Raw genomic sequence first — 14,329 nt, forward strand, 5'->3', positions numbered from 1 at the left:
ATCAGCGCGACTGATTCATGCGCTCGATGACCTGGCGAGTGATGTCGAACTGAGGTTTGACATCAATCACCGCACCGCGCTCCAGCACCAGGTCGAAGGCACCTTTCTTGATGACTTCTTCGACGGCGCCATCAAGCTTGGGCTTGAGCTGCTTGAGCATTTCGCGATCGGCAACGGCCTTGGCTTCGTTCAGTTCCTTGGACTGGAACTGGAAGTCGCGGGCTTTCTGCTTGAATTCGAGTTCCAGGCGCTCGCGCTCAGGCTGAGCCATCTTGTCGCCACCGGCGACCAGGCGGTCCTGAATGCTCTTGGCACTGCTTTCCAGGGTCTTGAGCTTGCTCAACTGCGGACCGAATTTCTTCTCGGCATCGACGGCATACTTCTTGGCCGCGTCAGACTCGAGCAGTGCCATCTGATAGTTCAGAACGGCAATTTTCATGTCAGCGAAAGCCGGAGTGGCACCCAGTGAGGCGGCGAGGGTCGCGGCCAGAACAACCATTTGAGTCAACTTGCGCACAATAAACTCCTACAAAATCCGTTGTTGTTGCCAAGGAGCAGACCTTAGAAGGTCTGACCCAGAGAGAATTGGAAGACTTGGGTTTCGGCGTTGTCAGGTTTCTTGACCGGCATTGCCAGACTGAAGCTCAACGGGCCCAGGGCGGTGATCCAGGTCACACCCAAACCGGCAGAGACGGCCATGTTGGCGATGTCGATGTCGTTGCAGCGGACGGTTTCACCGGTTGCGGTTTTGCTGTCGTTGCAGTTGGTATCGAATACGTTACCAACGTCGACGAACAGGGAAGTACGCAATGAGCGCTGATCCTTCACGAACGGCAGCGGAAACAGGACTTCGGCACCACCGGTGATCTGTACGTTGCCACCGAAGGCCAGTGGATCCTGGTCCGGATCTGCGAGTGTGCCGCGACGAAAGTTTTCCTGGCTAGGTGTACTGCGCGGGCCAAGCGTACTGTCCTTGAAGCCACGTACCGAGTTGAAACCACCTGCGTAGTAGTTCTCGTAGAACGGCAGGCCGTCCGTAGAACCATAGCCGTCACCGTAACCCAGCTCGGTGTGGAAGCGCATGGTGTAGTTTTCGGTGACCGGCACGAACGCCTGGTTGCGATAGTCGATCTTGAAGAACGACAGGTCGCTGCCCGGAATGGTGACTTCACCGGTCAGGCTTTGCGAGGCACCGCGGGTCGGCAGCACACCCTTGTTCAGCGTTGACGAAGACCAGCCGGCCGAAGCCTTGAAGTTGGTGAAGTTCTCACCTTCCTTCTCGATGAAGTCGAAAATCTCTTCAACGGTGTATTTACCGGTCTTGATCTTGTCGTTCTGCACGCTCAGGCCAAAGGTCAGGCGCGAGGTTTCACTGATCGGGTAGCCGAAGTTCATGCCGGCGCCCAGGCTGTCCACCGCGTAGCTGGCCACGTCGACGTCGAGGTCGTCATAGTCGGTGGTGCGGTAGAACGCGTTGTAGCCCAGGCTGACGCCGTCCGGCGTGTAGTAGGGGTCGGTGTAGCTGAAGTTGTAGCGGCTCTGGTACTCGCTGCGGGTCAAGCCGATCGACACGCGGTTACCGGTACCCAGGAAGTTGTTCTGGCTGATCGAACCACCCAGGATCAGACCGGCGCTCTGGGCGAAGCCGACGCTGGCGGTGATGGAACCCGACGCCTGCTCTTCCACGGCATAGTTGACGTCGACCTGGTCATCGGTACCGGGCACGGCCGGGGTCTCGACGTTCACTTCCTTGAAGAAGCCGAGGCGCTCGAGGCGGGTCTTGGATTGGTCGATCAGGTAGGTCGAGGCCCAGCCGCCTTCCATCTGGCGCATCTCGCGACGCAGCACTTCGTCTTCCGACTTGGTGTTGCCACGGAAGTTGATGCGGTTGACGTAGGCACGCTTGCCCGGATCGACCACGAAGGTGATGTCGACGGTGTGGTCTTCGTCGTGCGGCTGAGGCACGCCGTTGACGTTGGCGAAGGTGTAGCCGTCGTTACCCAGGCGGCGGGTGATCAACTCGGAAGTCGAGGTCATGACCTTGCGCGAGAACACCTGGCCCTTCTTCACCAGCATCAGCTGCTGGACCTGATCTTCAGGCACTTTCAGGTCACCGCTGAGCTTGACGTCGCGAACGGTGTACTTTTCACCTTCGTTGACGTTGACGGTGATGTAGACGTGCTTCTTGTCCGGGGTGATCGATACCTGGGTGGACGCGATGTCCATGTTGATGTAGCCGCGGTCCAGGTAGTAGGAACGCAGACGCTCCAGGTCACCGGACAGCTTTTCGCGTGCGTACTTGTCGTCGTTGCGGAAGAACGACAGCCAGTTGGACGTCTTGAGTTCGAACAGGTCGGTCAGGTCTTCCTCGGGGAACACCGAGTTGCCCACCACGTTGATGTGCTGGATGGCCGCGACCGTGCCTTCGTTGATGTTGATCTTCAGGGCCACGCGGTTGCGCGGCTGGGTGACCACTTCGGTGTCGACCGACGCCGAGTAGCGACCCTGGGCGACGTACTGGCGCTGCAACTCGTTGCGCACGCCTTCGAGGGTCGCACGCTGGAAGATCTCGCCTTCGGCCAGGCCGGACTGCTTGAGGCCCTTCATCAGGTCTTCGGTGGAGATGGCCTTGTTGCCTTCGATGTCGATACTGGCCACCGAAGGTCGTTCGACCACGGTGATCACCAGGACATTACCGTCCCGGCCCAGTTGGATATCCTGGAAGAACCCGGTTTTAAAGAGTGCACGGGTCGATTCCACCAGGCGACCGTCGTCGGCCTGGTCACCTACGTTCAACGGCAACGCGCCAAACACGCTGCCGGCGGAAACCCGCTGCAGACCGTTGACACGAATATCGGAGATGGTGAAGGACGCGGCGTGAACTTCAGCGATCATCAGTACGGCAAGAGCCGCAGTTAGCAGCAGACGTTTCATGAAGTCCTTTCTTATTCCAACTGGCAATAAACAAACTGCCGCAAAAGCGGCAGGTTCGCGAACGAGCGAAGCGTTACAGTCGACCCAGATCGTTTATCAGGGCAAGCAACATGACCCCAACCACCAGACTGATGCCGATCTGGATTCCCCAACCCTGTACCCGATCGGACACTGGGCGACCACGCACCCATTCGATCAGATAGAACAGCAGATGCCCCCCATCCAGTACTGGAATGGGCAGCAAATTGAGAACTCCGAGGCTTATGCTCAGGTAGGCAAGGAAATTCAGGAAATCCCCAAAACCCGACTGGGCCGAAGCGCCCGCCACTTTAGCAATGGTTATCGGTCCACTCAAGTTTTTTACCGACAGCTCGCCGAACAGCATTTTCTTCAGCGAATCAAGGGTCAGCACGCTCATGGTCCAGGTACGCCTGGCGCCTTCGACCACGGCATCGAGCGGCCCGTAGCTGACTTCGCGCAGCATCTGTGGTGGCCACTCGACCGGTTTCACCCCGGCGCCCAGGTACCCCGTGGCTTTACCCTCGCCCTTTGAGACCAGGTTTACCGGTACGTCCAGTTGGGCATTGTCACGCTCAACGCGCAATACGATTCGACTGTCCGGGCGCTGGCGCACCAGGTCCACGACCTGCTGCCAATCGCCCAGTGGCTGGCCGTCCAGTGCCAACAGACGGTCCCCGTTGCGCAGCCCAGCGGATTGGGCCGGACCGTTCGGATCGAGTTCGGCCAGGATCGGCTCCAGCGCTGGGCGCCACGGACGGATGCCCAGCGAGCGGATCGGATCGGGCTCGTCGGAACCCTGCAGCCACTGGCTCAGCGCCAGCGAACGGGTAGCCTGGGCATCTGAGCCCGGCTCGCGCACGGTCAGTTGCAAGGATCCGGTTTCACCCAGTCGACGGACCATCTGCAGGTTCACCGCTGCCCAACCTGCAGTGCTCTCGCCATCTACCGCAACAATTTCTTCGCCCGCCATCAGACCGGCGGTTGCTGCAATGCTGCCCGGATCGACCGATCCGACCACCGGCTTGAGTTGCTGGGTACCCAGCATTGCCAGCAGCCAGAAGAACACCAGGGCCAGAAGAAAGTTGGCCGCCGGTCCGGCAGCGACGATGGCGATGCGCTGACGCACGCTCTTGCGATTGAAGGACTGGTCAGCCTGGTCGACCGGCACCTCACCCTCACGCTCGTCGAGCATCTTGACGTAGCCGCCCAAGGGAATGGCCGCAACGACGAACTCGGTGCCCTGGCGGTCGTGCCAGCGCAGCAGCGGTGTGCCGAAGCCTACCGAAAAACGCAGCACCTTGACGCCACAGCGCCGTGCGACCCAGAAGTGGCCGAACTCGTGAAAGGTAACCAGCACCCCCAAGGCCACCAGGGTGCCGATAATCATGTAGAGCGCACTCATAACTCTCTCCGAACGACGGCCATACGGGTGTCAGTTCCCGTGCTGGCTCAACCACTGCTGGGCCAGATCCCGCGCGCGGGCGTCCGCGGCGAACACCGTGTCGAGCGTATCCAGCGCAACGACAGGCTCCTGGTTCAAGACGTCTTCGATCATACGCGGGATCTGCGGATAGCGTATGCGACGCTCGAGGAACGCCGCCACCGCAATCTCGTTCGCCGCGTTGAGCATGGCCGGGGCGCTGTCGCCCGCCTCCGCCGCCTGCCGCGCAAGACGCAGGCAGGGAAACCGCTGCTCGTCCGGCGCCTCGAAATCCAGCCGGGCGATGGCGAACAGGTCCAGAGGTGCCACGCCGGAGTCCACACGTTCAGGCCAGGCCATGGCATGGGCGATTGGCGTGCGCATGTCGGGGTTGCCCAACTGCGCCAGCACCGAGCCGTCGACATAATCGACCAGGGAATGGATCACGCTCTGCGGATGGACCACGACCTCGATCTGGGCTGGACGCGCATCGAACAGCCAGCAGGCCTCGATCAGCTCCAGCCCCTTGTTCATCATGCTCGCCGAATCGACGGAGATCTTGCGCCCCATCGACCAGTTCGGATGGGCGCAAGCCTGCTCTGGGGTGACCTGTTCCAACTGCTCAAGGGGGGTCTGCCGAAACGGACCGCCCGATGCGGTCAGCAGAATCCGGCGCACACCGACGTTGCTCAGGCCACGCTCGAAGTCACCGGGCATGCACTGGAAAATCGCGTTGTGTTCACTGTCGATCGGCAGCACGACCGCGCCGCTGTCGCGCACGGCCTGCATGAACAAGGCGCCTGACATGACCAGCGCTTCCTTGTTGGCCAGCAGCACTTTCTTGCCCGCACGGACGGCGGCCAGCGTGGGGCGCAGGCCGGCTGCGCCGACGATGGCAGCCATGACCGCATCCACTTCCGGCGCCGCCGCCACCTGGCACAAGCCCTCCTCGCCTACCAACACTTCAGTGCGAGACCCAGCTTGAAGAAGCGCTTGCTGCAAGTGGCTGGCACGCGCCGCAGTGGGCACCACGGCGAACACCGGACGGTGCACCAGGCACAGCGCCAACAGTTCGTCCATGCGCGAGAAGCCGGTCAGGGCGAATGCGGCATAGCGGTCCGGATGCCGGGCGATGACGTCGAGCGTGCTCAGACCAATGGAGCCGGTCGCACCCAGTACGGTAATACGCTGCACGCCGCTCACATCACGCCCCAGCCAGCGGCCCACAGCAGTACGGCGAACACCGGTACCGCTGCGGTCAGGCTGTCGATGCGATCGAGCACGCCGCCATGGCCGGGCAGCAGGTTGCTGCTGTCCTTGATGCCGGAACGACGCTTGAACATGCTTTCGGTGAGGTCACCCACGACCGAAATGGCCACCACGATCGCGGCGCCGAGCAGGCCCGCGAGCATCTGGCCCACGCCCCAGTCACGCACCAGGCCAATGGCCAAGGTGATCAACAGGCTGGTCACCAGACCACCGTAGAAACCTTCCCAGCTTTTGCCAGGACTGACCTGAGGTGCCAGCTTGCGCTTGCCCAGAGCCTTGCCGGTGAAGTAGGCGCCGATGTCGGCACCCCAGACCAACACCATGACAGTCATGATCAGCCAGTTGCCCAGTGGCCAACCCTTGAGCAACACCAGGCCTTGCCAGGCAGGCAGCAGAATCAGCAGGCCGATGAGCAGCTTGCAGGCAAGGCTGGCCCAATGCTCGCTGGTGCGCGGGTACGTCAGCACCAGAAAAGTGGCCAGACACCACCACAGCACTGCGGCGCCGAGCACGAACGGCGCCAGACCTGGCGTCAGGTAAAGGAAGAACAACAGGCCCGCAACCACCGCCGCGAAGGCGATGCGCGCGGACTGCTTTTCGAAGCCGGCCAGGCGCGCCCACTCCCAGGCACCCAGGGTGACCACCACGCCGATGAACAGGGCGAAGCCTGCTCCTTCGAGCAGGAAAAAACCGCACAGGGCAATCGGCAGCAGGATCAGCGCAGTGATGATGCGTTGTTTAAGCATTAAGCACGGGCTCCGGCTTCGACCTGCTCGCTCGTTTTACCGAACCGGCGCTGGCGCGAAGCGAAATCGGCCAGCGCCGTGCGCATGGCTTCGTGTTTGAAATCCGGCCAGAACAGGTCGGAAAAATACAGCTCGGCATACGCCAGCTGCCATAGCAGGAAGTTGCTGATGCGATGCTCGCCGCCGGTGCGGATGCACAGGTCCGGCAAGGGCAGGTCGCCTGTGGCCAGGCAGGTCTGCAGCAGATCGGGGGTGATGTCTTCCGGTTTCAGGTGACCGGCCTGGACTTCCCGCGCGAGACGCTGGGCCGCCTGAGCGATGTCCCACTGACCGCCGTAGTTGGCGGCGATCTGCAGGACAAAGCGGTCGTTGCCGGCAGTGGCCGCTTCGGCTTCACGCATGGCCGCCTGCAGTTCGGGGTGGAACCGCGAGCGGTCACCGATGATCCGCAGGCTGATGCGGTTGTCGTTCAGCCGACGCGCTTCGCGACGCAACGCGCTGAAGAACAACTCCATCAACGCCCCGACCTCGTCGGCCGGGCGCTGCCAGTTCTCGCTGGAAAAGGCGAACAAGGTCAGTACCTCGACCTTGGCCTCGGCACACACCTCGATGACCGCGCGCACGGCATCCACACCGGCCTTGTGCCCAGCGACACCGGGCAACAAACGTTTCTTGGCCCAGCGATTGTTGCCATCCATGATGATCGCAACATGCCGCGGTACCGTGGAAGGTACAGCCAACTTGGTCTTTTCCATGAGACGGACTAATTCCTTAAACGGCCATCAGGTCCGCTTCTTTCTGCTTCACGGCCGTTTCGATGTCCGCGACGAACTTGTCGGTCAGCTTCTGGATATCATCGGCGGCACGACGTTCTTCGTCTTCGCTGATTTCCTTTTCCTTGACCAGATCCTTGTACTGGCTCAAGGCATCACGACGGATGTTGCGCACGGCCACGCGGGCATCTTCGGCAGCGTCGCGGGCCTGCTTGGTGAAGCCCTTGCGGGTCTCTTCAGTCAGCGCCGGCATGGAGATCAGCAGCAGCTCGCCCAGGTTGGTCGGGTTGAGGTTGAGGCCGGCAGCACCGATGGCCTTGTCGACCGCAGCGAGCATGTTGCGCTCGAACGCAACGACCTGCAGGGTACGCGAGTCCTTCACGGTGATGCTGGCGACCTGGTTGATCGGGGTGTCGGCACCGTAGTAGGGAACCTGGACGCCTTCCAGGATGCTTGGGTGCGCCTTGCCGGTACGGATACGACCGAACGCGTGCTGCAGCGACTCCAGGGATTTCTGCATGCGCGCCTGCGCATCCTTCTTGATTTCGTTGATCATACTTCGCCTTCCTCGATCAGAGTTCCTTCGGCGCCGCCCACTACGATGTTCAGCAGAGCGCCAGGCTTGTTCATGTTGAATACCCGCAACGGCATCTTGTGGTCACGGCACAGGCAGATGGCGGTCAGGTCCATCACGCCCAGTTTGCGATCCAGTACTTCATCGTACGTCAGGCGGTCGAATTTCTCAGCATGCGGATCCTTGAACGGATCGGCCGTGTAGACACCGTCCACCTTGGTCGCCTTGAGGACCACGTCGGCATCGATCTCGATGGCGCGCAGGCACGCTGCGGAGTCGGTGGTGAAGAACGGGTTGCCGGTACCGGCGGCGAAAATTACCACATCGCCGGAGTTGAGGTGACGAATACCCTTGCGACGATCGTAATGGTCGGTCACGCCGACCATCGAGATGGCCGACATGACGATGGCGGCAATGTTGGAGCGCTCCAGCGCATCGCGCATCGCCAGGGCGTTCATGACCGTGGCCAGCATGCCCATGTGGTCGCCGGTGACACGGTCCATGCCGGCCGCGCTGAGGGCGGCACCGCGGAACAGGTTACCCCCGCCGATGACCAGGCCTACCTGAACGCCGATGCCAACCAGTTGGCCTACTTCGAGGGCCATGCGGTCCAGCACTTTCGGGTCGATCCCGAAGTCTTCGGAGCCCATCAGGGCCTCGCCGCTAAGTTTGAGCAAAATGCGTTTATAGCGAGGTTGACGACCACTCACCTGCTGAGCCATTGCGTGTCTCTCCTGCGGCGTTTAATAAATTCTGGACGGGCCGGTGTACGGCGCGCCTAACTCTAGCTTGCGGCACTGCGACAGTACCACCGGACCTGCGCCTTGTAAGCGGCTAAATCCGGGTGCCAACTTTGAAAAAGAGGCTGCGCGCGTGAGCGGGCAGCCTCTTTGGGGCAACAGGACGAATCCGTCTTATTGCTTGCTGGCAGCGGCCACTTGTGCGGCAACTTCGTCAGCGAAGTTGTCGACAGGCTTCTCGATGCCTTCGCCTACCTTGAAGTAGGTGAACGAAACGATTTCAGCACCGGCTTTCTTGGCCAGGTCACCGACCTTGACTTCAGGGTTCTTGACGAACGCCTGCTCGACCAGGCTGGCTTCGGCGAGGAACTTGCTGATACGACCAGCAACCATCTTCTCGACGATTTCGGCTGGCTTGCCCTTGATCTTGTCTTCGTTCAGGCTCATGAAGACGCCCTTCTCACGCTCGATCGCTTCGGCCGAAACCTGCGATGGCAGCAGGAATTCCGGGTTGCTGGCAGCCACGTGCATGGCGATGTCGCGAGCCAGTTCGGCGTTGCCGCCGTTCAGGGCGACGATAACGCCGATCTTGTTGCCGTGCAGGTAGGCATCGACCACGTCGCCTTCTACACGCACCAGGCGGCGGATGTTGACGTTTTCGCCAACCTTGGCAACCAGCGCTTCACGAGCCGGCTCTTGAGCGGCGATCAGTGGAGCTGCGTCGGTCAGCTTGTCGGCGAAAGCCTTTTCAACGCTGGCGGCGACGAAGTTCTTGAAGTCGTCCTGCAGAGCCAGGAAGTCGGTCTGCGAGTTGACTTCCAGGATGACTGCGGACTTGTTGTCAGCGGCAACCTTGACGGCGATAGCGCCTTCGGCAGCAATGTTGCCGGCTTTCTTGGCGGCCTTGATGGCACCGGAAGCACGCATGTCGTCGATGGCTTTTTCGATGTCGCCGCCGGCCTTGGTCAAGGCCTTTTTGCAATCCATCATGCCTTCGCCGGTACGCTCGCGCAGTTCTTTGACCAACGCTGCAGTAATCTCTGCCATTTCAAATTCCTCTTGGATAGGTGTCTAACCATTCCACCCGTTAACGGGCGCTCAATTCTTGACCTTGCCAGCGGCTCTTTACAATTCGAGCGATGACGATGCCGGCAATGGTTCTCGAGGTGGCAAAAAGGGGGCCTAGCCCCCTTTTTGCGTACCGAGTAAACGCTGGGCGTCTAGACTCAGCCTTCTACCGCTGCGGCAGGTGCGTCCTGAACGTACTCTTCAGTACCGCCAGCCACGTGGTTGCGACCACGGATGACCGCGTCAGCCATCGAACCCATGTACAGCTGGATGGCGCGGATGGCGTCATCGTTGCCTGGGATGATGTAGTCAACGCCTTCAGGGCTGCTGTTGGTGTCGACGACGCCGATGACCGGGATACCCAGCTTGTTGGCTTCGGTGATCGCGATGCGCTCGTGGTCGACGTCGATGACGAACAGTGCGTCAGGCAGGCCGCCCATGTCCTTGATACCACCCAGGCTGCGATCCAGTTTTTCCAGATCACGGGTGCGCATCAAAGCTTCTTTCTTGGTCAGCTTGGTGAAGGTGCCATCTTCGGCCTGGGTTTCCAGGTCGCGCAGACGCTTGATCGAAGCACGGATGGTCTTGAAGTTGGTCAGCATGCCGCCCAACCAGCGATGATCGACGTACGGCGAGCCGCAACGTGCTGCTTCCTCGGCCACGATCTTGCCGGCGGAACGCTTGGTACCGACGAACAGGATCTTGTTCTTGCCCTGGGCCAGGCGCTCTACGAAGGTCAGCGCTTCGTTGAACATCGGCAGGGTTTTTTCGAGGTTGATGATGTGGATCTTGTTACGCGCGCCGAAAATGTACTTACCCATTTTCGGATTCCAGTAACGGGTTTGGTGACCGAAGTGCACACCGGCCTTCAGCATATCGCGCATGTTGACTTGGGACATGATAGTTCCTTGATAAGTCGGGTTAAGCCTCCACGTATCCCAATGACCAACCCGTGGCAGAACCACCGGCACCCAGGTCATCGTGTCGACACGTGTGTGGGTTTGGTTGCTCCCGGGGCATCCCCGGAAAGCGGCGCATTTTATACCATAGCCGCCTCGATATAGAAACCTGAAATAGCGTCGATGCACAACGGCTTTTGCGCCGCTGCCGGATTCGCGCGACAATGGCGCCCATCACCTCTTATATAGAGGCGTCGTCAGCGCCGCGCGGCAGTCCGCGGTGGCTCTGGTAGAATCGCCTCGATTTCCAGCCTGCGAATGCGCGCAAGCGCTCAGAGAGCCCCGAATGACCGTGACCATCAAGACCCCCGAAGACATCGAGAAGATGCGAATTGCCGGCCGCCTGGCGGCCGAGGTGCTGGAGATGATCGCGCCTCACGTCAAGTCCGGTGTCACCACCGAAGAGCTCGACCGCCTGTGCCACGACTATATCGTCAACGAGCAGCAGGCGATCCCTGCCCCGCTCAACTATAAAGGCTACCCCAAGTCGATCTGCACCTCGATCAACCATGTGGTCTGCCACGGCATCCCCAACGACAAGCCGCTCAAGAACGGTGACGTGCTGAACATCGACGTCACCGTGATCAAGGATGGCTACCACGGCGACACCAGCCGCATGTTCCACGTCGGCACCGTGCCAGTATGGGCCGAGCGTCTGTCGCAAGTGACCCAGGAATGCCTGTACAAGGCCATCGAGTTGGTCAAGCCAGGATGCCGCCTGGGCGACATCGGCGAAGTCATCCAGAAGCACGCCGAGAAGAACGGTTTTTCCGTGGTCCGCGAATTCTGCGGCCACGGCATCGGCAAGGTGTTTCACGAAGAACCGCAGGTGCTGCACTACGGGCGCGCCGGTACCGGCATGGAGCTCAAGGAAGGCATGACCTTTACCATCGAGCCAATGATCAACCAGGGCAAGGCTGACACCAAGGTGCTGGGTGATGGCTGGACGGCGATCACCAAGGACCGCAAGCTGTCGGCGCAGTGGGAGCACACCCTGGTGGTGACGGCTACCGGCTACGAGATCTTCACCTTGCGCAGCGACGACACCATCGCCCGCGCTTCGGCTTGATGCCGCGCAGGCAGGCGAACCGTTCAGGCCACTAATCTCTTCAGGAATACGACATGCCGCAGGTGGATCCGGAGTTGTTCGATCGCGGCCAGTTCCAGGCCGAACTGGCATTGAAGGCAAGCCCCATCGCGGCTTTCAAGAAGGCGATTCGCCAGGCTCACGACGTGCTCGACGAGCGCTTTCGCAACGGCCGCGACATTCGTCGGCTGATCGAAGACCGTGCCTGGTTCGTCGACAATATCCTGGAACGGGCGTGGAACCAGTTCGACTGGAGCGAGGATGCCGACATCGCCCTGGTCGCCGTGGGCGGCTACGGTCGCGGCGAACTGCACCCCTACTCCGACATCGACCTGATGATCCTGCTCGAAAGCCCCGACTACGAGGTTTTTCGCGATTCGATCGAGCGCTTTCTCACCTTGTTGTGGGACATTGGCCTGGAAGTGGGCCAGAGCGTGCGCTCCATCGATGAGTGCGCCGAGCAGGCGCGTGCCGACATCACGGTCATCACCAACCTGATGGAAAGCCGCACCATCGCCGGGCCCGAGCGGCTGCGCAAGCGCATGCTCGAGGTCACCAGCACCGAGCGCATGTGGCCCAGCCGCGAGTTCTTCCTGGCCAAGCGCGCCGAACAGTCCGCCCGTCATCACAAGTACAACGACACCGAGTACAACCTGGAGCCCAACGTCAAGGGCTCCCCCGGCGGCCTGCGCGATATCCAGACCCTGCTGTGGGTGGCGCGCCGCCAGTTCGGCACGCTGAACCTGCACGCGCTGGCCGGGGAAGGTTTCCTGGTGGAAAGCGAAAACAACCTGCTGGCCTCTTCCCAGGAGTTCCTGTGGAAGGTCCGCTATGCCCTGCACATGCTCGCCGGGCGTGCCGAAGACCGCTTGCTGTTCGATCACCAGCGTTCCATCGCCGGCCTGCTGGGTTACAAGGACAGCGACGCGAAGCTGGCGATCGAGCGGTTCATGCAGAAGTATTACCGCGTGGTCATGAGCATCGCCGAGCTCAGCGACCTGATCATCCAGCATTTCGAGGAAGTGATTCTCGGTGACCCCGATGCCGGCTCCACGGTACCGATCAACTCGCGCTTCCAGCTGCATGATGGCTATATCGAGGCGACTCACACCCAGGTGTTCAAGCGCACTCCGTTCGCGATGCTGGAAATCTTCGTGCTGATGGCGCAGAACCCGGAGATCAAGGGCGTACGCGCGGACACCATCCGCCTGCTGCGTGAGCACCGCCACCTGATCGACGATACGTTCCGCAACGATATTCGCAACACCAGCCTGTTCATCGAGCTGTTCAAGTGCGAAGTGGGCATTCACCGCAACCTGCGCCGAATGAACCGCTACGGCATCCTCGGCCGCTACCTGCCCGAGTTCGGCCATATCGTTGGGCAGATGCAACACGACCTGTTCCACATTTATACGGTGGATGCGCACACGCTCAACCTGATCAAGCACCTGCGCAAGCTGCAGTACACCCAGGTTTCGGAGAAATTCCCACTGGCCAGCAAGGTCATGGGCCGCCTGCCCAAGCCGGAGCTGATCTACCTGGCCGGGCTGTACCACGACATCGGCAAGGGGCGTAACGGCGACCACTCCGAGCTGGGTGCAGTGGATGCCGAGCACTTCTGCCAGCGTCACCAGTTGCCGGCCTGGGACAGTCGCCTGATCGTCTGGCTGGTGCAGAACCATCTGGTGATGTCGACCACCGCGCAGCGCAAGGACCTCTCCGACCCGCAGGTCATCCACGATTTCGCCCAGCAGGTCGGCGACGAGGTGCACCTGGACTATCTCTACGTGCTGACCGTGGCCGACATCAACGCGACCAACCCCAGCTTGTGGAATTCCTGGCGGGCCAGCCTGTTGCGCCAGCTTTATACCGAGACCAAGCGCGCGCTGCGTCGGGGTCTGGAAAACCCGCTGGACCGTGAGGAGCAGATTCGTCGCACGCAGAGCGCAGCCCTGGAGATACTGGTACGCGGCGGCACCGATCAGGACGACATCGAGCAGCTCTGGTCGCAGTTGGGCGACGACTATTTCCTGCGCCATAACGCCGGCGACGTGGCTTGGCATACGGACGCCATCCTCCAGCAGCCCGCCAACGGCGACCCGTTGGTGCTGATCAAGGAAACCACCCAGCGCGAGTTCGAGGGCGGCACGCAGATCTTTATCTATGCGCCCGACCAGCACGACTTCTTCGCGGTGACGGTCGCGGCCATGGACCAGCTCAACCTGAACATCCACGACGCACGCATCATCACTTCCAGCAGCCAGTTCACCCTCGACACCTACATCGTGCTGGACAACGACGGCGGCTCGATCGGCAACGACCCGCGCCGCGTCGCGCAGATTCGCCAGGGCCTGAGCGATGCGCTGCGCAATCCCGATGACTACCCCAACATCATCCATCGCCGCGTGCCGCGTCAACTCAAGCACTTCGCTTTCCCGCCACAGGTGACCATCCAGAACGATGCCCAGCGCCCGGTCACCATCCTGGAACTGAGCGCGCCTGACAGGCCTGGCCTGCTGGCCCGCATCGGCAAGATTTTCCTGGAGTTCGATTTGTCGTTGCAGAACGCCAAGGTGTCCACACTGGGCGAACGCGTGGAGGACGTCTTCTTCATTACCGATGCGCACAATCTGCCCCTGTCCGACCCGCAGCTGTGCAGTCGGTTGCAGGCCACCATCGTCGACCAACTCAGTGTCAGCCAGGCGCCCGGCGTCGAGCTGTCCCGTTTGAGCATTTGA

Annotated in this window: 12 protein-coding genes; 2 read left to right on the plus strand and 10 right to left on the minus strand. The window is 61.1% G+C overall.

Annotation, left to right across the window (positions count from 1 at the left end; all coding sequences use genetic code 11):
* Nucleotide 1: 1 nt before the first annotated feature.
* The 10 genes from ASF66_RS10955 to rpsB form a co-directional block, all read right to left on the minus strand.
* Nucleotides 2-517: an OmpH family outer membrane protein gene (locus ASF66_RS10955; RefSeq protein ID WP_049862282.1), complete on the minus strand. Its 516-nt coding sequence runs from the start codon at nt 515-517 to the stop codon at nt 2-4.
* 44 nt (nt 518-561) lie between these two features.
* On the minus strand, nt 562-2,934 hold the full coding sequence (gene bamA, locus ASF66_RS10960) for an outer membrane protein assembly factor BamA (protein ID WP_056843851.1): 2,373 nt from the start codon (nt 2,932-2,934) through the stop codon (nt 562-564).
* Nucleotides 2,935-3,007: 73 nt separating this feature from the next.
* Nucleotides 3,008-4,357 (minus strand): sigma E protease regulator RseP, encoded by a 1,350-nt coding sequence (gene rseP / locus ASF66_RS10965; protein WP_056843852.1) that lies wholly within the window; start codon nt 4,355-4,357, stop codon nt 3,008-3,010.
* Nucleotides 4,358-4,387: 30 nt separating this feature from the next.
* Nucleotides 4,388-5,578: a 1-deoxy-D-xylulose-5-phosphate reductoisomerase gene (gene ispC, locus ASF66_RS10970; protein WP_056843950.1), complete on the minus strand. Its 1,191-nt coding sequence runs from the start codon at nt 5,576-5,578 to the stop codon at nt 4,388-4,390.
* A complete protein-coding gene (locus tag ASF66_RS10975; protein WP_049862285.1) occupies nt 5,575-6,390 on the minus strand; it encodes a phosphatidate cytidylyltransferase in 816 nt (271 codons plus the stop codon). The genes ispC and ASF66_RS10975 overlap by 4 nt, the downstream gene beginning before the upstream one ends.
* Nucleotides 6,390-7,145 (minus strand): polyprenyl diphosphate synthase, encoded by a 756-nt coding sequence (gene uppS / locus ASF66_RS10980; RefSeq protein WP_043185089.1) that lies wholly within the window; start codon nt 7,143-7,145, stop codon nt 6,390-6,392. Before uppS ends, ASF66_RS10975 begins: the two co-directional genes overlap by 1 nt.
* A 16-nt stretch (nt 7,146-7,161) precedes the next feature.
* Nucleotides 7,162-7,719, minus strand: coding sequence for a ribosome recycling factor (gene frr, locus ASF66_RS10985; RefSeq protein ID WP_049862286.1), 558 nt, complete (start codon nt 7,717-7,719; stop codon nt 7,162-7,164).
* Complete coding sequence (gene pyrH, locus ASF66_RS10990) at nt 7,716-8,459, minus strand: UMP kinase (protein WP_049862287.1); 744 nt, start codon at nt 8,457-8,459, stop codon at nt 7,716-7,718. The genes frr and pyrH overlap by 4 nt, the downstream gene beginning before the upstream one ends.
* Before the next feature lie 192 nt (nt 8,460-8,651).
* A complete protein-coding gene (gene tsf / locus ASF66_RS10995; protein WP_049862288.1) occupies nt 8,652-9,524 on the minus strand; it encodes a translation elongation factor Ts in 873 nt (290 codons plus the stop codon).
* Between the two features lie 179 nt (nt 9,525-9,703).
* Entirely contained in the window at nt 9,704-10,444 is a 741-nt protein-coding gene (gene rpsB, locus ASF66_RS11000) for a 30S ribosomal protein S2 (protein ID WP_049862289.1), read from the minus strand.
* Between the two features lie 346 nt (nt 10,445-10,790).
* Here rpsB and map point away from each other — a divergent pair, with 346 nt between their 5' ends.
* Both map and ASF66_RS11010 read left to right on the plus strand, forming a co-directional pair.
* Nucleotides 10,791-11,573, plus strand: a complete 783-nt coding sequence (map, locus tag ASF66_RS11005) for a type I methionyl aminopeptidase (protein ID WP_056843853.1) — start codon at nt 10,791-10,793, stop codon at nt 11,571-11,573.
* A 53-nt stretch (nt 11,574-11,626) separates the two neighbouring features.
* Nucleotides 11,627-14,329, plus strand: a complete 2,703-nt coding sequence (locus tag ASF66_RS11010) for a [protein-PII] uridylyltransferase (RefSeq protein WP_056843854.1) — start codon at nt 11,627-11,629, stop codon at nt 14,327-14,329.

It is taken from the genome of Pseudomonas sp. Leaf129, assembly GCF_001423465.1.
Lineage (GTDB): Bacteria > Pseudomonadota > Gammaproteobacteria > Pseudomonadales > Pseudomonadaceae > Aquipseudomonas > Aquipseudomonas coleopterorum.